The sequence below is a fragment of the Proteus sp. G2300 genome (genome assembly GCF_009915965.1).
GTDB classification, from domain to species: Bacteria; Pseudomonadota; Gammaproteobacteria; order Enterobacterales; family Enterobacteriaceae; genus Proteus; species Proteus vulgaris.
Genome location: NZ_JAABNK010000006.1, coordinates 18,022 through 42,081, shown reverse-complemented (window position 1 = coordinate 42,081; position 24,060 = coordinate 18,022). Strand labels below are relative to the sequence as shown.

The following is a 24,060-nucleotide window of genomic DNA, read 5'->3' as shown; positions in this document are numbered from 1 at the left end:
TAAAATTCAATGGGTAAATAAAGCGATATCCGCATTTGATACCGTGTAAACAAAAGGCACTTTATTAAGTGCCTTTTTTAGTATTTCAAATTTTAATGTTTTTACGCTATTCGTAGTAACGAAATACGCAGTTATTCCATTGTACTTGTTAGTGTGAAGTGAGCTTTACCTTCAGGTAAGCGACGAGCCGAATTGTTCTCATCAACGGCAACATAGGTAAATACTGCTTCTGTTGCGCGATAACGTTGACCGACAGGCTCTGTGGCAACTTTTTTAACCCAGACTTCAATATTAACAGTAATTGAAGAGTTGCCTGTTTTTAAGCAACGTGCGTAGCAACAGACGACATCGCCAACAGCAACAGGTTTAAGAAAGGTAATGCCCGTTACGCTTACAGTAACGACACGACCTAACGCAATTTCTTTTGCTAAAATTGCACCACCAATGTCCATTTGAGACATTAACCAGCCACCGAAAATATCACCATTGGCATTAGTATCAGCAGGCATGGCAAGGGTGCGTAAAACGAGTTCACCATTAGGCAAAGATTGTTGTTCAGTCATGGGGAATAATGTATCTGTTAATATTGAAACCAAGGAGATATTTACTCGTCATACTTCAAGCTGTAGCCTTGTTGGCTACACTCATTCACACTAGTCACATACTTATGTATGCTCCTAGTGACTCATTCGCTTGCCGCCTAGCTACATTTTAAATTATTTAGAGTATCTACAGGCTATACTCTAATAGCTACAACTTAAATTATTTAGAGCACATATCTCCCAATAAAATAAAAATGATTATTCAGATTTTGAATGAGCATCATGTGATGTCGATTTAGAAACTTGGTTTGTCATATTATCTGACAGGCTTTGCTCATCACTTTGTGTGACTTCGCCTTCGCTCTGTTCCTCGGGTAAACGGTTATTCCAAATATACACCACACTGGCGATAGTAAAAATAAAGGTCAAAATGGTTAAGCCGAAGACTTTAAAATTAACCCAAGTCTCTTCTGGTAAAGAGAATGCCACGTAGATATTACCTAAGGCACACGCAAAAAAGAAAATCACCCAGGCTATATTAACTTTTTTCCAGTTAGCTGGTGGCATGGCAAGTTCTTTACCTAGCATTCTTTCCATTAATGTTTTAGGTGTAAATAACTGCATAGCAATTAATACAACGGCAAAAATGGCATATATAGCGGTGACTTTCCATTTAATGAAATCAGCAGAATGGAAGAAGATGGTTAATGAACCAAAAATAGTGACAACAATCGCCGTAATGAGAGGTGCTTTTTCAACTTTATGGAAAATAAGCCACGTCAAGCCGACTGAAATCCACGTCGCGACAATTAATGCGCCTGAAGCATAGAAAATATCTTGCCATTTATAGAAGATAAAAAACACTAATAGTGGAGCAAAATCAAGTAATTGCTTAAGCCAGCCATTTTTCATAACAAATAGGAACCTATGGTAATTAAATTCATAAACTAGGCTATTCTAATGCAAAGCGACAGAAAATGGGTAAACAATTGCATATCTTTAATGATGAAGTGCTGATTTATATAAAGATCATAGTTTTCCCCTGAAATAACTCAATGAAAAATCAACGTAATTATCTTTAGAGGGGATTAAAATTAAAGCTTGAGTTATGAAAGAGGATTTAAACATCACTCTAGTATATTATTCAGTAACTCATCAACATTACCTGCCACTTCTTGATGAATGCATAAATAAAAAAGTATTTCTGGTAAGAGGAAATCAATGAACGGAAAAAGAATAATAAAATGGATGCCAGGATTAGGCTTATTGTTTAATTATAAGCGTGATTATTTTGGCTATGACTTAAAAGCAGGGCTTTCTGTTGCTGCTGTTGCATTGCCTGTTGCAATTGCTTATACCGAGTTATTAGGGATTAACGCGATTGTTGGATTATATGCCTGTATTTTTCCGATGATTATTTATGCGTTGTTTGGGACATCGCGTCAGTTAATTACAGGGCCTGATGCCGCAACCTGCGCTGTTATTGCCGCTGTTGTTATTCCATTATCAGCGGGTGATGAGAATGCGAGATGGCAACTTGCGATTATTATGACGGCAATGACGGGATTTTGGTGTATTTTAGCCAGCCATTTTCGGTTAGGGGCTTTTACTGATTTTCTGTCTCGACCTATTTTACAAGGGCTTTTAAATGGTGTCGCGATCACCATTATGGTTGGGCAAATCAGTAAAGTATTTGGTTTTGATACCTCTCCCGATCACCTAATTGAAAAATTAATTGAAGTGCCGTTTCGATTAATGGATGCGCATTTACCCACCGTATTAATGTCTGCGATAACATTAGCTCTATTATTAGGCATTCGCTATTTTCGTAGCCGATGGCCAGCCCCCTTAATTGCTATGGTCGTGATGACGTATTTAAGTTGGCAATTTGATTTGGCAAGCTTTGGTATTGCTATCGTAGATAAAGATGCGGGAAATGTTGATCTGTTTTTACCGGTTGTATCCATGACAGGATTTCATCCAGGTGTCTTGAGAGAATTGTTAGTTCCATCGATAAACTTGGCGGTCATTAGCTTCGTTAGTTTTATGATGACAGCTCGCAGTTTTGCCAGTAAGAACGGTTATGATGTCGATGCAGACCAAGAGTTAAAAGCGTTAGGTATTGCTAATATTGCATCTGCTTTGTCTCAAGGATTTGCGGTGAGTGCTGCAAGCAGTCGTACCGCAGTCAATGATTCTGTCGGTGGTAAAACGCAGTTAGTTTCTATTATTGCAGCGTTGGTGATTTTGCTTGTGCTGTTATTTTTGACCGATTTTCTCGCCTATATTCCATTATCTTCACTAGGCATCGTATTGATTGTTTCTTCATGGTCTTTGCTGAGTATCCGCCACATTTGGTCTTATCGTAAGCGTAATAAACAAGCATTTACATTGGCATCTTTTACCTTACTAGCTGTGTTATTGGCAGGGCTAATTAACGGTATCGGCTTTGCCGTTTTATTAGGATTGTTACAATTTTTACGTATTGTTTTTCGTCCAAGCGATCAGTTATTGGGTGTTGATGAACAGGGTATGGTTCACTCAATGAATAAAGATAATGGTATTGAGCCTATTGATGGCTTAATGATGTACCGGTTTAATTCACCGCTGACTTATTTTAATGTGGGTTATTTTAAAAAACGGGTACTTCAGCTCGTTGATAACGCACCTCAACGCCCAGCATGGTTAGCAGTAGATGCAGCTGTAAGCTTTACCTATGACGATGTTAGCGTGTTTGCTGCTATTGATGAGCTAATACGAGAGTTGCGAATAAAAGGTGTGAAATTGGTTTTAGCAGGCCGTAGAACAGAATTAAATCGTTGGATTGAACGTAATAAGATTTCGCTCAATGAAGATGATTTGATTATTGCCCCCGATCTCTATTTTGTGATCCGGCTGTATCAAAGCCGACAGCAAATTAAAGAGAAGCAAAAGGAAGCAAGAAAAGAGGCTCTAAAGAAAGAGATAGCAAGCAGTGATGAGGATAGCTCAAATTTGCAAATAACCAGTAATCGCGATACTCCTAAAGTGTGCTGATTAAGATTGATTTTTCTCACTGACACTAAAAATCCCGTGATAAGTTGCTAGCTTATATACGGGATTTTTATCACTTCATTTTATGTTAGCAGTAAGATTAACTTTGCTGTTTTGTGTATTTATTTTCGACTAACATAAATAAGCGAAACAGGTAAATTATGATCCACGCTGAAGCCATATTTTTCAAAAGATAGAATAAGAAGTTATGGACAATATTAGGTAATTGAACGGTGAGGTTACCCACAAAACCAATACCAAACTGCAGTAAGATCCAAATGCCTAAAGCAGGGATAAGTGCCGCAGATTCATTAAAGCCAATTTTCCAACCTAAGCGTATAGCACTTCCTATATTTTGTTGGCGTACTAAAACAACCGGTGCTAGCGCAAATCCGATTAACAAAATAATGCCTGGAATAATCATCACCATAAAGCCTGCACTAATCAAAATAGAGCACAGAACTATCAATAAAAACATTTTTGGTAAACGAGGTAGGCTTGCATTCAATGTCTGACCTAATGTGACATTATGTCTTGTTGAAATTGCCATAGCGAACATCAGTAAGGTGAGCACTAAGAGGCTTTGTTGTAGCGTTTCAAAGACGTAGAGCAATAACACTTTTTTGGCAATGCCGACGACACTGCTCGACATGGCTTCTAGTTCTGCAGGAGAAGTAGATGAGAGCTGTGTATTTTTAAAATTAGCGACAAATTCGATCATCAATTGGTACTCTTGAGGATTAGGACCAATTAATGCATGAATGATCGCTAAAACAATAGCAAGAATAGCGCTAATAGTAACAATACTACGTCGTTCATTCTTATAAAAATTCAGACTGTCTCGGTAGATTGTGCGTGCCGTGGTAGGCATGAAACTGCTCCTGTGAAAATAGACTAAGTCAATGAGCGCTATTGTACCTTTTACAACAGCAAAAAGGGATATTTTCTATCAAACCGCTTATTAAGCTTATTTCTTGATACTCATTATCATTGTGCTCTCATTATTTAAATTAAATAAAACATTATTTTAACATATGAATAACCTTATTTTTAAATATGCCTTTTAAAGATATTTTTTATTCAAAAAATAGCAGTAACTATAAATATAATTATAAGAAAAAATGGTATTAATGTGTAATTTGATGTGGATCAATTATAAATAATTATATTGATAAATAATAAAAAGAGAAATAACACTTTCTGCAAAAATAATTCCAAAGTTGTGATCGGTATTAGATCATAATTACCAATAAATGGTTATATTTTTAGCGGAGATTTTACTTATTACAGGAATGGGTTAAATAATGAAAAAACTTTCTGCGCTTATTTTAGCGGCTGCAACTCTTGCGCCTTCTATTTCTTTCGCTCACCAAGCGGGTGATTTCTTATTCCGTGCAGGTACTGCAACTGTTCGTCCTAATGCAGGTTCTGATGCAATATTAGGTGGCGACCATTTTGAAGTAAATAATAATACTCAATTAGGTTTAACCTTTGGGTATATGATCACTGATAATATTGGTGTTGAATTATTAGCAGCTACTCCTTTTGAGCATAAAATTTCATTAACTGGTGTGGGTGAAATTGCAAAAGTTAAACATTTACCACCGACATTAATGGCACAATATTACTTTGGTAATGGTGAAGATAAACTACGTCCTTATTTAGGCGCAGGCCTTAACTTTACTACGTTCTTTGATGAGAAATTCAATAACAACCCAGCTGTTGATGGTTTAGGTTTAAATGGACTTGATCTTAAGGATTCATGGGGCTTTGCAGCACAGGCAGGTTTAGATTATAACCTCGATAAAAACTGGATGCTGAATGCGTCTGTTTGGTGGATGAATATCGAAACAAAAGCAAGATTCAACAGTGAAGTTGGTAATAAAGACTTTGATGTTAAAACACGTTTAGACCCATTTGTATTTATGTTTGGTGTGGGTTATCGTTTCTAATTATTCTTTCTTTAAAAGAATGTCTCATAATGAAAAGCGAAGATTATCTTCGCTTTTTTTATGTTTTAAATTCATAAGACAAGGCTCATTTTTAGATTACCAAAAGATATCATTTTATTATTAATACTCAAAATAAGAGTCATTTTTAAATAGTGTTAAATAGAGAAAGATGTATTTAAAAAGGAACATTTAATATTTAAATATCTTTTAAGATGCATTTAATATACATCTTAATGTTTAGCTATGAATAAAATGAAAATTATTTATTTTTATTTATTATTAATAAATACTCATTTTAATTGATAAAAAGGAGCATTTAATAGGTATATTTAAAATGCATCTTTATATTTGATTTTAGTAAAAGTACTTTATCTATCAATGAATAGATAAAATGAATAGAGAAATAAAAGGGGCGAATAAGATACCGCACTGATAATAACTGGATGATTATTTTTTGAACGTGAAATGATTAGTAATTCTTTTGTTTTGCTCTTTTTGTGAGCTATTTTTAGCATGAGATAAAAACAGGCTATTTTTAATTGATTTGAGTTTTTTACAAAATTTGATCTGCATTATGATAGCCCAGACAAATAAACATAAATTCATAAACGAAAAAAGACCACCGAAGTGGTCTAAAAAGTAAAGCTAAAGGAAGACTAGAATAAAAAGAGGATCAGCGAACAACCATTGAGTTGATAACGCCTTTTACACCTGTAACTTTGCGTGTTGTTTCAATGGCACGATTAGCATCCGCTTGAGAAGAGACGAAACCACTTAGTTGAACTTTACCTTTAAATGTCTCAACGCTAATTTGTGTTGAATTAAGGTTTTTTTCACCGATTAGTGCTGTTTTAACTTTGGTGGTGATCACGGAGTCATCAAAATAACCCCCAGTACCTTCTGATGTTGCAGTTGGAGAACATGCAGACAACGTAAATGCCATCAGTAATGCCGCCATGACAGCGGAGATTTTTGCCCATAGTTTCATTATCAAACTCCTTATACATTGCATAATTGATTGAGTATTTTTGAAAAGAAAACATAAAGCGCTTTATAAAGTATGTGCAAAAAATAAAATATTGCCAAATTTTTGTAGATATTGATTATGTTATTTTTTGTGAAAAAAAAGAAATTGTGCCATTTCATGCGGACTAAGCCCCAAAGTAGGCTTTCAAAAGCGTGAGTCAATAAATGATGAATTAAGAGAAATCCGCTTAGAAAAATAGCAAACTATTCTTCTAAAGCGGATCCAATAAGAACATTAGACGATTGTTGCCACTTTCATTTCTTTGGCAAATTGAGTGAGCGCTTTAAGCATTATTTCAGGTTGATGAAGGTTTTTCTCAATAATTTGTACTACGGCAGATCCTGAAATAGCACCCGTGGCACCATTTGCAATAGCTTCTTTGACTTGTTTTGGCTCTGAAATACCAAATCCTTGCAATGCAGGTGGTGCATTATAGGTTTTTAATTTATCTGTAAGGTGTGTTAGCGATTGTTCAGCACGTTTATCTGTCCCTGTCACGCCAGCTCTTGAGAGTAAATAGGTATAGCCTTTACCTGAGATGGCTAATTCTTGTAAAAGCTCATCATCAGCATTAGGCGGGCAAATAAAGATAGGATCGATATTCGCTCGTTGCGCTGCTTCTCGGAACTCTTTTGATTCACGTAAGGGCACATCACCAATTAAGACAGAATCGACACCAGCTTGTTGGCATTTACTATAAAAGTTATCAATACCATTACTAAAAACAAGGTTGGCATAAACTAATAGACCAATAGGAATATTAGGGTGTTTTTTACGTACATTGGTTAATAGAGCAAAGCAATCGGTGGGTGTTACACCAACATTGAGGGCACGCAAATTAGCACCTTGAATAGTAGGGCCATCAGCAAGAGGATCGGAAAAAGGAATACCAATCTCTAAAGCATCTGCACCACCTTCAATTAACGCATCAATAATTTGTAGTGACAGCTCAGGAGAAGGATCACCTAATGTGACAAAGGGAACAAATGCACCTTGTTGTTTTTGTGCTAATGCATCAAAGCAGTTTTGATAACGGCTCATTAGATTTCTCCTCTTGCTGCTAAAATATCGTTTACAGTAAAAATGTCTTTATCGCCACGGCCTGATAAGTTCACAATCAGTAATTGCTCTTTATCAGGATTTTGTGCAATTAATTTAAGTGCGTAAGCTAGAGCATGAGAAGATTCTAATGCTGGAATAATCCCTTCTCGGCGAGAAAGTGCTTTAAAGGCTTCAATGGCTTCATCATCGGTAACAGAAACATAATCAGCACGACCAATGCTATTTAAATGTGCGTGTTGTGGCCCGACAGATGGGAAATCAAGGCCTGCTGAAATTGAATATGACTCTTCGATTTGTCCTTCATCAGTCTGCATAATAGGGGATTTCATCCCAAAATAGATCCCTAATTTACCATGTTTCAGTGGTGCACCATGTTCACCCGTTTCAATGCCTTTACCTGCAGGTTCAACACCAATTAGCTGTACTGACGTTTCAGGAATAAATGAAGCAAATAATCCGATAGCATTTGAACCACCACCAATACAGGCAATAGCTGCATCGGGTAGACGGCCTTCACGCTCTAGGATCTGCGCTTTAGCTTCATCACCAATCATACGTTGGAATTCACGTACAATTGTTGGATAAGGATGTGGGCCTGCGGCTGTTCCTAGTAAATAGTGAGCGCGATCGTAACAACCAGACCAGTCGCGTAATGCTTCATTACAGGCATCTTTTAGGGTAGATGAACCACTATGAACGGGAATAACTTCAGCCCCCATTAAACGCATACGAAAGACGTTAGGTGATTGACGTTCAACGTCTTTTGCACCCATATAGATACGACATTTCATATTAAGTAGTGCGCAGGCCAAAGCAGTTGCAACACCATGTTGACCAGCACCCGTTTCTGCAATTATTTCGGTTTTTCCCATACGTTTTGCCAGTAGTGCTTGACCTAATACTTGGTTAGTTTTATGAGCGCCACCATGCAGTAAATCTTCACGTTTTAGATATAAACGAGTTCGCGTGCCTTCTGTTAAATTACGGCAAAGGGTTAATGCTGTTGGCCTACCTGCATAATTTTTTAATAAATCTTGGAATTCTTGCTGAAATGACGGATCGTTTTGTGCATCAATAAACGCTTGTTCGAGTTGATCCAAGGCAGGAATTAAGATTTCAGGTACATATTGGCCACCAAATTCGCCAAAGTAGGGGTTAAGTTTTCTCATTGTGATGTCATCCTGTTTAAAATTTTATCTTTATGAAATTTAGTTTAGCTGTAATTGTGCAAATACTTGTTTCAGACGTTGTGCATCTTTTATGCCAGGAGCTGATTCTACTCCAGAGTTAAAATCAAGCCCGATACAGCCTGTTTTAACGGCATCCAAACAGTTTTCACTATTAAGACCGCCTGCAAGTAATGCTTTTTCACGTATTGTGTTTGGAATTTTTTGCCAATTAAACGTTGTTCCTGTACCGCCTGTGCCGTTATCAAGTACATATTTATTAACGTGTAAAACAGGAGGGATATCACTGTGGATTGCCATGTTTATTGCTTGCCAAATCTCACAGCTAGGTTGAATTTTTTGTCTAAGTTGCTCAATAAACTGAGTATCTTCTTGCCCATGTAATTGAATGGCAGATAACTTGAGTTTTTCAGCATAGTCACAAATAAGTGCAATGGGCTGGTTTTGAAAAACACCTACAAATGCTAAGGGGGCTTGTGTTATCAACTCTTGAGCTTGTGACAGTGTCACTTTGCGTGGGGATTTTTCTGCGAAAATCAGTCCTGCATAATAAGCACCGGCTTGATAAGCTGCTTTTACATCTTGTGTACGAGTTAACCCGCACACTTTATGCTTTCCCAAAACAAGTGCTCTTACCGCTTGGTCAATATTCTCTTGTGACATTAAGGCACTGCCTACCAGAAAACCATTAGCATATTGGCTTAACTCTTGGACTTGCTGGTGGGTATGAATACCAGACTCGCTGATCACGATTGCATCTTCAGGTAATCCTTGGCTTAATTGCGGAGTACGCGCTAAATCAATAGAGAGATCACGCAAGTCGCGATTATTAATACCAATAACTTTGGCATTAAGCTTAATTGCTCGTTGACGCTCTTCTTCTGTGCTGACTTCGGTCAATACACCCATATTTAATTGATGAGCAACCGCTGATAGCGCACGATATTGTTCATCATCTAAGACAGACAGCATTAATAAGATGGCATCTGCTTGATAAAAACGTGCTAAATAGATTTGGTATTCATCAATAATAAAATCTTTGCACAAAACGGGCTGATGCACGGCTTGGCTGACTTGACGTAAATAATCAAAGTTCCCTTGAAAATACTTTTCATCCGTTAATACCGAAATTGCCGCAGCATAAGGCTGATAAATTTTTGCAATTGTAGCGGGATCAAAATCAGCACGAATTAATCCTTTTGAGGGCGATGCTTTTTTACACTCTAAAATAAAAACAGTATTAGGCTGAGTTAATGCCTGATAAAACGAGCGTGTTGATGGCACTATTTGATGCACAAATTCTGATAATGGTTGGCTTGCTTTACGTGCAATCAGATATTCTGCTTTATCTTTTACAATGGCGTTTAATACAGTCATGTTTTTATCCTCTTGTTGCTAATGCAGTTACGCGGTTTATTGCTTTACCGCTATAAATGGTTTGCATAGCAACTTCAGTGTTCATTTTTAAATCTTCTTGCCCATGTAAACGCATTAATAAAGCGACATTAGCTGCGACAGATTCGGTATGTGCTCTTTTTCCTTCACCTTGCAGTAAATTTGCCAATAATTGGCGGTTAACTTCAGGTGTACCACCTTCCAAATCGTTCATTGAACAAGGACGAAGACCAAAATCACTTGGTGTGAGTTCATAACGTGTAATTTCACCATGACGTAATTCAGCGACTTGAGTCGGTGCATGTAACGACACTTCATCCATACCGCCACTATGTACCACGGCGGCGCGTTCATAACCCAATACTTTTAGCGTGTCTGCAATAGGCATTAATAATTCAGGGCTATAAACACCAATTAATGCTAATGGTGGGCGAGCTGGATTAATCAAGGGACCTAATACGTTAAATAAGGTGCGTGTTTTTAGTTGTTGGCGCACAGGGGCTGCAAAACGAAAACCACTGTGATACTGCGGTGCAAATAAAAAGCAAAGTCCCACTTCATCTAATAATTGACGCGCATCATCTGCACTTCTATCTAATGGAATGCCAAAAGCAGCGAGTAAGTCGGATGAGCCTGAGCGACTAGATACGCTACGATTACCGTGTTTGGCAACTTTAATACCTATTTCTGCTGCCACGAATGCACTAGCGGTTGAGATGTTGATGCTGTTCGCGCCGTCACCTCCTGTACCAACAATATCGCAAAAAGTGTAATCAGGGCGAGGAAATGGCAGTGCATTTTCAAGTAATGCACGTACGGCACCGGCGATTTCTTGTGGGTGTTCACCACGCATTTTCATACTAATTAATACAGCGGCTAATTGTGATTCCGTTAACTCACCGCGAATAATAGCGTTAAACAGTGTTTGACTTTCTTCTAATGTTAACTGTTGCGCACTAAATAATTTGTTGAAGATAGTTTCCATTTTATGCGTCTCCTTTAGGAGTTAATGCCCATGCGATTGTTTGTTCTAAAAGTTGTGCGCCTTTTGTGGTTAAAATTGATTCTGGGTGAAATTGAAAACCACAGGTTTTATGTTGACGGTGGCGTACCGCCATAACAGTGTTATCGCACCACGCATTGATAATAAGTTGTTCTGGAACGTGTTCTCCTGAAAGCGAATGATAACGAGCAACAGGTAAAGGATTGGGTAAATTAATAAACATCTCACTGTTATCATGTAAAGCTAATGTCGCTTTACCGTGTAAGATCTCTCCACATGAAGAAACTTTGCCACCATAAGCTTCAATGATGGCTTGATGGCCTAAACAGATGCCAACAACAGGTAATGTACCTAGTACACGCTTCAACAGTTCAGGCATACAGCCCGCTTGTGAAGGTGCTCCTGGCCCTGGCGATAACAGTAAAATAGGGTTATTTAGTTCATGTAATTTTTGTTCAATAAAATCGGCCGTTACATTATTGCGATATATGACGACTGTATTACCAAGGCTACGCAGTTGATCGACAAGGTTGTATGTAAAAGAGTCGATATTATCGAGAAGTAAGATAGTTGCCATTAGCAAGCCTCCTGGGTGGGTATTTCTGTGTGAGCTTGTAAAATGGCATTGATAACGGCTTGTGATTTATTGCGCGTCTCTTCCGCTTCCATTTTTGGATCTGAATCGAGCACAATTCCAGCACCAACTTGAATAGTTGCAATATTATTTTCAACATAGGCAGAGCGAATAACTATGCAAGTATCAAAATCACCGGCACCCGTAAAATAACCAATGGCTCCACCATAGCTACCACGTTTCGTTTTTTCGTAACGAGCAATTAATTGCATAGCACTGACTTTAGGGGCGCCAGATAGTGTTCCCATATTCATACATGCTTGGTAAGCATGGAAAATATCTAAATCATCACGTAATTTTCCAACCACTCTAGATACTAAGTGCATCACAAAAGCATAACGATCAACTTTTGTTAGCTCTGCAACATAGCGGCTACCAGCTTGGCAAATACGCGCTAAATCATTACGCGCCAAATCAACTAACATTAAATGCTCTGAAAGTTCTTTGGTGTCAGTACGCATTTCTAGCTCTATACGACTGTCTAAATCCGCATTAATTGAACCATCGGCATTGCGCCCTCTAGGACGAGTTCCCGCAATAGGGTAAATTTCAATTTGGCGATCACTGGTTTGATATTTCAGTGCGCTTTCTGGTGATGCACCAAAAACGGTAAATAACGCATCTTGCATATAAAACAGATACGGGCTTGGGTTTTTCTGTTTCAACACTTGATATGCGGCAAGTGGTGAAGGGCAAGTAACTTGAAAGCGACGTGATGGCACGACTTGAAAAATATCACCACGACGAATATAGGTTTTCATTGCTTCAACGATATCACCATAGCCTTTATCGTCCATATTGGTGTGTATTGTTGATCTTTCTGCTGTTAAAGCGTGGCGAATAGGGTGTTTTAACGGCTGTTTAGCTAGCGCTACCAGTTGTGATTGTCGTGAAGCAAGACGTTGACACTCGGTTTTATTATCAGTAAATGAAATGGAAACTAATTGGCTATCTTTGTTTTGATGGTCGATCACAATTAATTGTTCGGCTAAATAAAAGCAATAATCAGGGCAAGAAAAATCACTTTCTAATTCAGGAATAGATTCAAATCCACAGACTAAGTCATATGCAAATAAGCCACCTACAAAGATAAAGTTTGCATCTTTCGTCTCTTTATCGCCCAGAAAAAAGCGTAATGCATCAAATATGCTGGCTGATTTTAATTTGCTTTCTTCATCTATTTCTTGTGAAGGTGACGCAAAAGTAAAAACACACTGTTTATCGCTTTCTAATGTTAAATCAGCTTTTTCTTTTAATGCGATTTTTAATGCAGGTAATAACGCTTGCCCATTGACGCTTAATGCATCAATAGTAACTTGATTTTTTATTGCACTAATACGTAATGCACTATCAACAATCAACAAACTTTTTAAGTTTGTTTTAGTGTCGATTTGTGCGGATTCTAATAATAATGTGTAATGTTGATTTTCACATAATGTATTGAAAAGCAAAGCGGGTTCGCTGTGATAAGGCAGTGGCGTTGCCTTGGTATTAAATGAGAATGCAAGTGATGTATTCATTGTTATCGCTCTATATTATTTTCTTTATTGACTGTTTTTAAAGCATAAAAAAACCCGCGTAGGCGGGTTTTAGATATCACTGACGTTAAGCCGGAGATCAAACCGCCCATAAAAGAGTATTACGCCACCAAAGAGCGATAAGATGTTGATTGATATTCATAAGATCTCCTTACAGCTAACGACAGATAAATAGAAAGTGAACTAGCTCGTGTTGCGTACTAGTAAACTGGATTGAGTTAGGTTCGTCAAGTACTTTATGGCATACTCTTTAAAAATTATTATCTTGTTAAGATGAAATGGGAGAAGCGATGACTGAAGGGCTATCTGATTTAAGAGTGATTTATGATTTACACAGCCACACTACCGCGTCAGATGGCGAGCTTTCACCAGAAGAATTGATTGATAGAGCGATAGAGCGTCAAATTAATGTTTTAGCCATTACCGATCACGATACAACAGCGGCGATTGCGCCTGCTAATCAATATATAGCAGAAAAAAATCTGCCACTTACTCTGATATCAGGTGTCGAAATATCGACTTTGTGGGAGAATATAGAAATCCACATCGTTGGATTAAATATAGATATCGACCATAACGCGATGAAGTTGCTCCTTTCATCACAAAGTCAATGTCGTGAAACACGTGCGATAATGATAGGTGAGCGATTAGAAAAAGCAGGTATCGCCAATGCTTTTGAAGGCGCTAAAGCGCTAGCGCATGGTGGGCAAGTAACTAGAGGGCATTTTGCCCGCTTTTTAGTGAATGATGGGCATGTTGCTTCAGTTAATAAAGTTTTTAAACGCTATTTAGCGAAAGGAAAAACAGGCTATGTACCTCCACAGTGGTGCTCAATAGGTGACGCTGTCACAGCAATTCATGCCGCTGGTGGTGTTGCAGTATTAGCCCATCCAGGTCGATATGGTCTATCCTCTAAATGGTTAAAACGATTAACACTTTATTTTAAACAACAAGGTGGTGATGCAATCGAAGTGGCACAATGCCAACAACCACCACAAGAACGGGAACAACACGCAGCATTAGCCCAATGTTATGAGTTAAAGGCTTCGTTAGGTTCTGATTTTCATCGTCCTTGCTCGTGGATAGAGTTGGGACGTAATTTATGGTTACCCGGTGGCGTTGAACCAGTTTGGTCGCTATGGCAGGAGTAACATCAGAAATTCGTTGAGGGATGTATGAGCCAACTTTTTTATATTCACCCAGATAATCCGCAGGCTCGTTTAATTGAACAAAGTGCTGATATTTTACGCAAAGGCGGCGTGGTGATTTATCCAACAGATTCTGGCTATGCTATAGGCTGTTGTTTAGAAAATAAAGATGCAATGACGCGAATTTGTCGTATTCGCCAATTAGATAAAAACCATAATTTCACACTAATGTGTCGTGATTTGTCTGAAATCGCTAATTACGCTTATGTTGATAATGTGGTATTTCGTTTAATTAAAAATAACACTCCTGGTAATTACACGTTTATCTTAAAAGCGACTAAAGATGTACCAAAGCGTTTGATGAATGATAAACGCAAAACGATTGGCCTACGTGTTCCTTCTAACCCTATTGCATTAGCATTGTTAGAAAATATTGGTGAGCCATTGATGTCAACAAGCCTGATTTTACCAGGTAATGATTTCGCAGAGTCTGATCCTGAAGAGATAAATGATTTATTAAGCAAACAGGTCGATTTAGTGATCCATGGTGGCTATTTAGGGCAAAAACCCACAACGGTGATTGACTTAACGGATGATAGCCCGGTGATAGTGCGAGAAGGCACTGGAGATATTACTCCATTTCAGTAAATGATTTGGCCGATTAAACTTAATATCGATTCGATAGACATATAGTGAAGAAATTTATTGTGAGCTAAAGAGATAACAGGTGAAGGGATTTATCGCTTGTGTTAAATTTATACATTGCGATAAAAATCACGGTGTTTGTTTTTTAATCAGTCATGTCAATAAGCGTTCTCATTGAGGCGTTAATATTACATAACGAGAAAAAGCAGTAAAACCGTTATTACTATTTTGTCGAGACTATTTATCACAATGTTGAGGTGAACAATCATCAACATTGTTCGTTATTGAATCAATAAACCTGTGTTTATTAGTGAATTTAATAAACATGGGTTATTTTTTACTTAATTGATTTTTAAAAATTAATTCTATTTTTATGACGCCTGTGAAGGCGACACATGAGGTTGTTTCATGAGCGATAAATCGCAACGCACTGAAAAATTACAAAAAATCCTTGCTCGTTCTGGTCACGGCTCTCGTCGTGAGATTGAAGGTTACCTTCAAGAAGGACGTATTAGCATTGATGGTACAAAAGCAAAATTAGGTGATCGTATTGATGTCACCACAACAGCAAAAATCCGCTTAGATGGCCGTATTTTAAATATTCGCGAAGCCCAAAAAGATGTTTGTCGAGTGTTGGCGTATTATAAACCTGAAGGTGAACTGTGTACTCGTAGTGATCCACAAGGCCGTCCTACCGTTTTCCAACGCCTTCCTCGTCTTAATAGTGCTCGCTGGATCGCTGTAGGACGTCTTGATGTGAATACCAGCGGATTATTGCTATTTACGACAGATGGTGAATTAGCTAACCGCTTAATGCACCCAAGTCGTGAAGTTGAGCGTGAATATGCGGTACGTGTTTTTGGTGAAATTGATGATGCTAAAATTCGTCAGTTAACTCGTGGCGTACAATTGGAAGATGGTCCTGCATCATTTCGCTCTGTTTCTTATCGTGGCGGTGAAGGAATTAACCAATGGTACAACGTTTCACTGACAGAAGGTCGTAACCGTGAAGTTCGTCGTATGTGGGAAGCCGTTGGTGTTCAAGTAAGCCGTCTTATTCGTGTTCGTTATGGTGATATTGATTTACCTAAAGGTTTGCCACGTGGTGGTTGGGTTGAACTTGGATTAGAGCAAATTAATTACTTGCGTCAACTTGTCGAATTAAATGACGAAACAGTGACAAAAGTTGCTGTAGAAAAAGATCAACGCCGAATTAAAGCAAATCAAATTCGTCGTGCGGTTAAGCGTCATACTAAAATATCGGCACGTACGTCTACGTCACCTGCAAAAAGAGCGTCTAGTCGTCGTCAATCGGCAGGAAATAATAAATAAGTTTCGAATAATTATTTATTATTTTAAATTAAAATATCATTTTAAAAAAGAAGTGCCCTATTAAAGTAGGGCGCTTTTTTTTTGACTACTTTCTTTTTATTATAAATCTATTTATGATAATTATTCTATTAGAACGTATTTGTTAATAATTTTATATTTAACGATAAGGTATTCAAAATAATATGTATCGTTATTTTTATTTGATAACTGTGCTATATACAATCTCTTTAGTAACCGGGTGTGATAATCCTGCAATAAGAGAAAAACAAAATGGTGTTTTCTACATCAACAATAATCAATTAGAACTTTTAAAATTCACAATTGATAATACTCATTTTGTAATGGAAAAAGGTGAAGTTAAAAAAATTAAGCTTAATGATGGAATGCATGTGTTGGTTGATAGTCAGGGAAAGAAAAGTGTCTTTATGATCTATCCAGGGAACCGAGGTGGGATTATTAACCCTGACAGAGACATATACTATAGTTTTACAACGGTATTTAAGCAAGAGAGTCGATTATTGGAAAGTATTCGTATAGAAGAGCGTGCAATATGGGTTAACGGTATGCTTGTAAGAGGTGCGATTGCTAGTTCTGACTCTCTTTTTATTGATAACAATATATTCAATTGTGATATCCCAATAGATGAATCAATACCTACTTACTTGCCTGATTGGGAAGGAAACGAAAAGGTAAATGTATTGACTAAATGTTTTTCAAAAGATGATTTTCATCAATATATAGCTAAATATCCTTATGGTATTAATTTTTATTCTGAGCGTGATTTATTAACTCAATATTCAACAAAAGATAATTTTAGTTGGATAGACGAAAATAATACCAGAACGGATAGTTTGCTCCCGTTAGAATATAATTTCAAATTTTGTAATGAAAAATTAACAGGGGAAGCAAAGAGTATTTATAAAATAATGGAGCAATATTTAGCATCAAGGGATCCGGAAGAAAAGCAAGTATTTTATGATGAATATCATAAACATGTAATCAAAATGGCGATTATTTATAATCAACAACTACAGAATAATATTTTTGTTGATAGAGAAGCTTATTTAGAGTTCATGAAAACGAATGGGCGCCTATTTGGCGCAGGTATTTTAGGTGAGCCCATTCTCATTTAATATTTTCTATAATAGTGGCTACCAATCTATGCCTTTTTGCGCTTTTATTCCACTGTCAAAAGCATGTTTGATAGGGCGCATTTCGGTTACGGTATCAGCTAGTTCAATTAATTTTCTATGGCAGCCTCTCCCTGTAATAATTACGTTTTGCTGAGAGGGGCGAGAACTAATCGCTGAAATAACTTCATCTAATGGTAAATAGTTGAAGCTAATCATATAGGTGATTTCATCAAGGATAACGAGATTGTATTCTGGATCATTTAGTAGTTTGAGTGCATATTGCCAAGTATTCAAACAGGCGGCAGTGTCGGCGCTTTTATCTTGAGTTTCCCAAGTAAACCCTGTTTCCATCACATAGAAAGGTACACCAAACTGTTCTAATAGATTACGCTCACCGTTTTCCCAAGTCCCTTTAATAAATTGCACAACACCGACCTTTTTTTGATGGCCAACAGCACGAGTTGCTGTCCCCATCGCCGCCGTCGTTTTCCCTTTACCATTACCTGTAAAGATCATCAAAATACCTTGCTCTCGTTGAGCTTGCTCAATTCGGGTATCGACTTTTTCTTTTAAACGTTGTTGGCGTTTTTGGTGTTGTGCATCATTCATTTTTTACCTCGAATTTACATTATTCAGCTGGGCCGGCTTTGCGACCAGGTTGAGCATCTAAAGATTGTCCTTTCACATCAATGCTGTCATCACTCATTAGGTAGAGGTATAACGGCATTAAATCTTTGGGCGTTTTTAGTTTTTGTGCATTTTCATCTGGGAATGCACTCGCTCTCATTGCGGTACGGGTACCACCAGGATTAATGCAGTTAATACGTAAGGTACTGTCGTTATATTCTTCATTAAGTACCTGCATAAGGCCTTCTGTTGCGAATTTAGAGACAGAATAAGCCCCCCAACCATAACGACCTTGGCGACCTACACTGGATGTCGTGAGAATAAGGCTTGCATGAGGTGCTTTGAGCATTAGCGGTAATAGTGCTTTTGTCAGCATAAATGTTGCATTGACATTGACTTGCATAACATCATGCCAAAGGTTGCTTGGTTGGTTAATAATAGGCTCAACAACGCCCAATAAACCTGCATTTTGTAATACGCCATCAAGATGAGGGAAGCGTTTAACGAGGGTATCCGCAAATTGCTGAAAGTCATTTTCTGTCGCGGTGAGTAAATCAAGTGGATATAACATAGGTTGTTGGCCACCTGATGTGATGATTTCTTCTTGAACATCTTCAAGTTTTGATAAAGTGCGACCTAATAAGATAAGTGTTGCGCCATATTGCGCATAAGTTAGCGCGGCTTCTTTTCCTATGCCATCACCAGCACCTGTTACTAGAATAATTTTATCTTTTAGCACGCTATGATCCGGTTGATATTGCAACATATTGATATCCTGTCTAGTAAAAAGTAAATAAAGTGTAACGTCTTATTGCTCTAGCGACCAGTTTAGTCTGTTTCTTTGTTTACAATTGCTGACTATTTTCTTTATGGTATTGCCCATAATTATGCCTTTGTGACTAGCGCTAAAGCAGAATTTCGTTAAACTAGGCATATTGGTTTTAGTCAGTGTTATTAACCTTAAAAAGAGGTCTTTGTGGAGTATATTTTACAATATGGACTGTTTTTAGCAGAGATTGCCACTGTTGTCGTGGCTATTATCGCTATTGTGTTGTTTTTTATCGTCATTGGAAATAAAAAGCAAAGTCGAAAAGGAACGTTAAAAGTGACAGATCTTGCTGAAGCTTATGAAGAAAAACAGCGAGTGATGCAACAAGCGAGAATGGATGATGCTGAATTAAAGGTCTGGTACAAAGCGTTTAAAAAACAGCAGAAAAAAGAAAGTAAACAAAGTAAGCACAATGCAAAGGAAGGTAAAAAAGGTGTCGTAAAACCTTGCTTATATGTTCTTGATTTCAAAGGTAGTATGGATGCACATGAAGTGGGTGCATTACGCGAAGAGATCAGCGCCATTCTTTCTGTTGCCCAAACTGGTGATGAAGTTTTACTACGTTTAGAAAGCCCTGGTGGCATGGTCCACGGATATGGACTAGCAGCAGCGCAATTGACACGTTTAAAAGAAAAGGGGATTAAACTCACTGCCGTTGTTGATAAAGTGGCCGCAAGTGGAGGATATATGATGGCCTGTGTGGCAGATAAAATCGTCGCCGCACCTTTCGCGATTATTGGCTCAATTGGTGTTGTTGCTCAAATTCCCAATATTCACCGTTTGCTCAAGAAAAACGATATTGATGTGGAATTACACACTGCTGGTGAATATAAGCGGACATTAACTTTGTTGGGTGAGAACACAGAAGAAGGTCGTGAGAAATTTAAGCAAGATCTCAATGAAACACATCTGTTATTTAAATCTTTTGTACATAAATACCGCCCTCAACTTGATATTGATAGTGTTGCAACAGGTGAATATTGGTACGGCACAGAAGCCCTGAATAAAGGCTTAATTGATGAAGTTGGTGTGAGTGATGATTGGTTAATTAATCACATTAACGACTACGAAGTTTTTTCTGTTCAATATGTTCTTAAAAAGAAAATGGTTGAGCGTGTTACTGGCGGTGCGATGGAAAGCGTTGATAAACTGATGATGCGTTGGGTGCAAAGAAGTAAAAAACCATTGCTATAAGTGAAAATGAATACAGCGATATAAGCACTATTAGCGATACCAAGAAGGTCAAACTTGGTATCGCTGTTATTTTCCTTCCTGCCAATTGACACTTTTTGAGTTTTTCAAACAGAGATATTGATGCTTTATTGGAAAAATTGTTTTTCAATAAGATAAAAAAAGCCAGTGAAAAATTCACTGGCAATTAAAGAAATAATTGATGTTGCTTAACAACAACAGAGTAAATATTTCCTCTTTCTAGGAAGTGTCAATATAGCGTTAAAAACAGAATAACAATAATTGATATTACTGATTGTATTGATAGGTTGTGTAATCATAAACATCAGACAATAGCTATTCACCTCACCTTTCATTGCATTTGTATTCTTTAATTCCGATTTTTTATGCAAGATATTGTTGAGAAAAAACAACATCTAGCAAGTCACACCTCTTTCTCGATGATGAGATTAAGGGTGAAATAGTCCTAAAGGCGATTTATTCTAGATGATATTTATCAGATAACACATGTGCTAAATGTTTAAACATATTAAAAGCCGCAGTGCTTTTTGTCGTTGGTAAACCCTGTTCATCTAAAAAAAATTCGCCTTTAAATACGAGGACATTACCTTTTTGTTCAACAGAATCCGCATGCATACCTTGTAAATAATCTTCGTGTTCACATATGATTTTATTCGCTTTTTCAAGTAGCATCTCTGTTGTTATAGGTGTAGTTTGTGTTGACATAATCAGTGCTCCTTAGAAAAATAATTTGTTGCGCCTCACTTTTTATCAGGTAGAGTGTGGCATTTTTAAAAGCTTAGCTACTCTATATGTAGCAAATATCATTTACCTGTTGCTCGATCAAAGCAGTGAGGTGATTAAAATACCTCAAAAAAAGTAATGAGTTTTGAGCTCAAACAAAAGCTTTGAATAAAAACAGGTTGATATATTGCAAAACTAACGCAATATAAAAAAGAGATTTTAAACATTTTTTTAGTTGAGGGTATTAAACAATACCGTCATAACAAAGTTTAATTAGGTAAAGGTAATTATGGGTAAAGCTCTTGTAATCGTGGAGTCCCCGGCAAAAGCCAAAACGATCAATAAATATCTTGGCAATGACTACGTAGTTAAATCTAGCGTGGGTCACATTCGTGATTTGCCCAAGAGTGGTTCTGGCAGCCAGAAGAGCGAAAACTCATCCGCCACGAAAGGCGTGAAAAAAGTTAAAAAGGATGAGAAGTCAGCCTTAGTCAGCCGTATGGGAGTCGATCCTTATAATGGATGGAATGCGAACTATCAAATTCTACCTGGCAAAGAAAAAGTGGTGGCTGAACTAAAAGCATTGGCTGATAAAGCTGATCATGTCTATCTCGCAACGGACCTTGACCGCGAAGGAGAAGCTATCGCGTGGCATTTACGCGAAGTTATCGGCGGTGATGATGAACGATTTAGTCGAGTAGTTTTTAACGAAATCACGAAAAATGCTATTACACAAGCTTTCCAAACTCCAGGTGAATTAAATATAGACCGCGTTAATGCGCAACAAGCACGTCGCTTTATGGATCGTGTTGTGGGTTATATGGTTTCACCTTTACTTTGGAAAAAAGTCGCTCGTGGATTATCTGCGGGCCGAGTACAATCTGTTGCTGTACGCCTATTGGTTGAACGTGAGCGTGAAATTAAAGCCTTTGTTCCTGAAGAATATTGGCAGTTGCACGCATCATTATTAACGCCTGATGAACAACCATTGCGTATGGAAGTTACGCACTATAATGATAAGGCCTTCAACCCAGTTTCATCTGATGAAACACAGGTTGCGGTTAACGCATTAAAGAATGCAACTTTCACAGTAAAAGATCGTGAAGATAGACCAACATCAAGTAAACCAAGTGCACCACTTATCACATCAACCTTACAGCAAGCGGCTAGTACGCGTTTAAGTTTTGGTGTGAAAAAAACAATGATGTTAGCTCAACGCCTTTATGAGGCTGGTTATATTACCTATATGCGTACTGACTCGACTAACTTAAGTCAGGATGCAATTCAAATGGCGCGTGATTATATTAGCGAGCAATTTGGAGCTAAATATTTGCCGAAAGAGCCAAACGTTTATTCGAGCAAAGAAAATTCGCAAGAAGCGCATGAAGCTATTCGTCCTTCAGATGTCAACGTTATTGCAGAATCTTTGAAAGATATGGATAACGATGCCAAACGATTATATCAACTGATTTGGAATCAATTTGTTGCGTGTCAAATGACACCGGCAAAATATGATTCAACGACATTAACCGTCGAATCAGGAGATTATAAACTACGCGCTAAAGGCCGTACTTTACGTTTTGCTGGTTGGACGAAAGTGATGCCAGCGATGCGTAATAAAGATGAGGATAAAACATTACCAGCTGTTGATGTAGGCGCAAAACTAGCTTTAACTGAGCTAGAACCTACGCAACACTTTACTAAGCCACCAGCACGTTTTAGTGAAGCGACATTAGTTAAAGAATTGGAAAAACGGGGTATTGGTCGCCCTTCAACTTATGCTTCAATCATATCCACTATTCAAGATCGTGGTTACGTGAAAGTTGAAAACCGTCGTTTTTATGCTGAAAAAATGGGTGAAATTGTCACTGATCGCTTAGAAGAAAATTTTAGCGATTTAATGAATTATGATTTTACAGCACAAATGGAAGACCACCTCGACCATGTCGCAAACAACGAAGAGAATTGGAAAGCTGTATTAGATGCATTCTTTACTGATTTTAGTCAGCAATTAGAAATCGCTGAAAAAGATCCGGAAGAAGGCGGTATGCGACCAAATCCAATGGTAATAACCTCCATAGAATGCCCAACATGTTCTCGTCATATGGGAATTAGAACAGCCACAACAGGGGTATTCTTAGGATGTTCTGGTTATGCATTACCCCCTAAAGAACGTTGTAAACAGACTATTAATCTTATTCCTGAAGATGAGTTATTGAATATTCTGGAAGGGGAAGATGCAGAAACTAACGCGTTACGTGCACGTCGCCGTTGCCCGAAATGTGGTACTGCAATGGACAGTTACCTGATTGACACGCATCGTAAATTACATGTTTGTGGTAATAATCCGGCATGTGATGGTTATGAGGTCGAAGAGGGTGAATTCCGTTTAAAAGGTTACGAAGGTCCTGTCATAGAGTGTGATAAATGTGGCTCTGAAATGCATCTGAAAATGGGGCGTTTTGGTAAATACATGGGTTGCACCAATGATGAATGTAAAAATACGCGTAAGATCTTAAAAAGTGGTGAAATTGCGCCACCAAAGGAAGATCCAGTTCCACTTCCTGAATTGCTGTGTGAAAAATCTGACGCCTATTTTGTCTTACGTGATGGCGCGGCTGGTGTATTCTTAGCTGCAAATACCTTCCCTAAATCAAGGGAAACACGTGCACCTAAAGTGGAAGAACTTGTTCGCTTTAAAGACAGACTAGCAGAGAAAATGCGTTATTTAGCCGAAGCACCAGTGGCTGATCCTGACGGAAACCCAACAATTGTGCGGTTTAGTCGTAAAACTAAACAACAATATGTTTCTTCAGAGAAAGATGGCAAAGCTACGGGTTGGTCTGCATTTTATGTTGATGGTAAATGGGTTGAGAAAACCAAATAACATTGACATCACGCGATAAATTTAAAAGCGACTAATGAGAGTTAGTCGCTTTTTTTGCATGAAGAAGATAGGCTAATTAAAGTATATTGAAATAGTATAAAATAGTTAATTTCTATTTGTCTGATATTTTACTTTGCTAATAATAAGACGG

The 24,060-nt window shown here is 37.8% G+C and carries 20 protein-coding genes and 1 pseudogene; 8 read left to right on the top strand and 13 right to left on the bottom strand.

Annotated elements, in window-relative coordinates; all coding sequences use genetic code 11:
- Positions 1-131 precede the first annotated feature (131 nt).
- Positions 132-563 carry an acyl-CoA thioester hydrolase YciA gene (gene yciA / locus GWI97_RS04460; RefSeq protein WP_006536988.1) on the bottom strand — a complete coding sequence of 144 codons (432 nt, stop codon included), beginning with the start codon at positions 561-563 and terminating at the stop codon, positions 132-134.
- Positions 564-899: 336 nt separating this feature from the next.
- A pseudogene (locus tag GWI97_RS04455) lies at positions 900-1,454 on the bottom strand (septation protein A); the annotation flags it as partial.
- Positions 1,455-1,763: 309 nt separating this feature from the next.
- Here GWI97_RS04455 and GWI97_RS04450 point away from each other — a divergent pair.
- Complete coding sequence (locus tag GWI97_RS04450; protein ID WP_036937142.1) at positions 1,764-3,578, top strand: SulP family inorganic anion transporter; 1,815 nt, start codon at positions 1,764-1,766, stop codon at positions 3,576-3,578.
- Between the two features lie 97 nt (positions 3,579-3,675).
- On the opposite strand, the gene GWI97_RS04445 is transcribed toward GWI97_RS04450, so the two are convergent.
- Entirely contained in the window at positions 3,676-4,446 is a 771-nt protein-coding gene (locus GWI97_RS04445) for a YciC family protein (RefSeq protein WP_161751853.1), read from the bottom strand.
- Positions 4,447-4,879: 433 nt separating this feature from the next.
- Here GWI97_RS04445 and ompW point away from each other — a divergent pair, with 433 nt between their 5' ends.
- The gene (ompW, locus tag GWI97_RS04440; RefSeq protein WP_036937138.1) at positions 4,880-5,527 is read left to right on the top strand and encodes an outer membrane protein OmpW; all 648 of its coding nucleotides are present in this window, start codon (positions 4,880-4,882) and stop codon (positions 5,525-5,527) included.
- Positions 5,528-6,200: 673 nt separating this feature from the next.
- Here ompW and GWI97_RS04435 read toward each other — a convergent pair.
- The 7 genes from GWI97_RS04435 to GWI97_RS04405 form a co-directional block, all read right to left on the bottom strand.
- Positions 6,201-6,515: a BON domain-containing protein gene (locus tag GWI97_RS04435; RefSeq protein ID WP_036937135.1), complete on the bottom strand. Its 315-nt coding sequence runs from the start codon at positions 6,513-6,515 to the stop codon at positions 6,201-6,203.
- Between the two features lie 273 nt (positions 6,516-6,788).
- Entirely contained in the window at positions 6,789-7,595 is an 807-nt protein-coding gene (gene trpA, locus GWI97_RS04430; protein WP_036937132.1) for a tryptophan synthase subunit alpha, read from the bottom strand.
- Positions 7,595-8,785 carry a tryptophan synthase subunit beta gene (gene trpB, locus GWI97_RS04425; protein WP_036937130.1) on the bottom strand — a complete coding sequence of 397 codons (1,191 nt, stop codon included), beginning with the start codon at positions 8,783-8,785 and terminating at the stop codon, positions 7,595-7,597. The genes trpA and trpB overlap by 1 nt, the downstream gene beginning before the upstream one ends.
- A gap of 39 nt (positions 8,786-8,824) precedes the next feature.
- The gene (gene trpCF, locus GWI97_RS04420; protein ID WP_087802499.1) at positions 8,825-10,180 is read right to left on the bottom strand and encodes a bifunctional indole-3-glycerol-phosphate synthase TrpC/phosphoribosylanthranilate isomerase TrpF; all 1,356 of its coding nucleotides are present in this window, start codon (positions 10,178-10,180) and stop codon (positions 8,825-8,827) included.
- 4 nt (positions 10,181-10,184) lie between these two features.
- Positions 10,185-11,183: an anthranilate phosphoribosyltransferase gene (gene trpD, locus GWI97_RS04415; RefSeq protein ID WP_036937124.1), complete on the bottom strand. Its 999-nt coding sequence runs from the start codon at positions 11,181-11,183 to the stop codon at positions 10,185-10,187.
- Between the two features lies 1 nt (position 11,184).
- Positions 11,185-11,778, bottom strand: coding sequence for a glutamine amidotransferase-related protein (locus GWI97_RS04410; RefSeq protein ID WP_036937122.1), 594 nt, complete (start codon positions 11,776-11,778; stop codon positions 11,185-11,187).
- Positions 11,778-13,355, bottom strand: coding sequence for an anthranilate synthase component 1 (locus tag GWI97_RS04405; RefSeq protein ID WP_087802496.1), 1,578 nt, complete (start codon positions 13,353-13,355; stop codon positions 11,778-11,780). Before GWI97_RS04405 ends, GWI97_RS04410 begins: the two co-directional genes overlap by 1 nt.
- A gap of 308 nt (positions 13,356-13,663) precedes the next feature.
- On the opposite strand from GWI97_RS04405, the gene rnm reads away from it, so the two are divergent.
- The 4 genes from rnm to GWI97_RS04385 all read left to right on the top strand — a co-directional run bounded on the left by rnm (position 13,664) and on the right by GWI97_RS04385 (position 17,631).
- Positions 13,664-14,524, top strand: a complete 861-nt coding sequence (gene rnm, locus GWI97_RS04400; RefSeq protein ID WP_036937117.1) for an RNase RNM — start codon at positions 13,664-13,666, stop codon at positions 14,522-14,524.
- 24 nt (positions 14,525-14,548) lie between these two features.
- On the top strand, positions 14,549-15,169 hold the full coding sequence (locus GWI97_RS04395; RefSeq protein ID WP_036937114.1) for an L-threonylcarbamoyladenylate synthase: 621 nt from the start codon (positions 14,549-14,551) through the stop codon (positions 15,167-15,169).
- A gap of 405 nt (positions 15,170-15,574) precedes the next feature.
- A complete protein-coding gene (gene rluB / locus GWI97_RS04390) occupies positions 15,575-16,498 on the top strand; it encodes a 23S rRNA pseudouridine(2605) synthase RluB (RefSeq protein WP_036937111.1) in 924 nt (307 codons plus the stop codon).
- 182 nt (positions 16,499-16,680) lie between these two features.
- Positions 16,681-17,631 (top strand): hypothetical protein, encoded by a 951-nt coding sequence (locus tag GWI97_RS04385; protein WP_036937109.1) that lies wholly within the window; start codon positions 16,681-16,683, stop codon positions 17,629-17,631.
- Positions 17,632-17,649: 18 nt separating this feature from the next.
- On the opposite strand, the gene cobO is transcribed toward GWI97_RS04385, so the two are convergent.
- The gene (gene cobO, locus GWI97_RS04380; RefSeq protein ID WP_036937106.1) at positions 17,650-18,240 is read right to left on the bottom strand and encodes a cob(I)yrinic acid a,c-diamide adenosyltransferase; all 591 of its coding nucleotides are present in this window, start codon (positions 18,238-18,240) and stop codon (positions 17,650-17,652) included.
- A gap of 19 nt (positions 18,241-18,259) precedes the next feature.
- The gene (locus GWI97_RS04375) at positions 18,260-19,021 is read right to left on the bottom strand and encodes a YciK family oxidoreductase (RefSeq protein WP_180978772.1); all 762 of its coding nucleotides are present in this window, start codon (positions 19,019-19,021) and stop codon (positions 18,260-18,262) included.
- A 213-nt stretch (positions 19,022-19,234) separates the two neighbouring features.
- Here GWI97_RS04375 and sohB point away from each other — a divergent pair, with 213 nt between their 5' ends.
- Positions 19,235-20,281: a protease SohB gene (sohB, locus tag GWI97_RS04370; protein WP_036937103.1), complete on the top strand. Its 1,047-nt coding sequence runs from the start codon at positions 19,235-19,237 to the stop codon at positions 20,279-20,281.
- 474 nt (positions 20,282-20,755) lie between these two features.
- On the opposite strand, the gene GWI97_RS04365 is transcribed toward sohB, so the two are convergent.
- Entirely contained in the window at positions 20,756-21,004 is a 249-nt protein-coding gene (locus GWI97_RS04365) for a YciN family protein (RefSeq protein WP_036937102.1), read from the bottom strand.
- Between the two features lie 307 nt (positions 21,005-21,311).
- Between GWI97_RS04365 and topA the strand changes: the two genes are divergently transcribed.
- Positions 21,312-23,909, top strand: coding sequence for a type I DNA topoisomerase (gene topA / locus GWI97_RS04360; RefSeq protein WP_087802490.1), 2,598 nt, complete (start codon positions 21,312-21,314; stop codon positions 23,907-23,909).
- Positions 23,910-24,060: the final 151 nt, after the last annotated feature.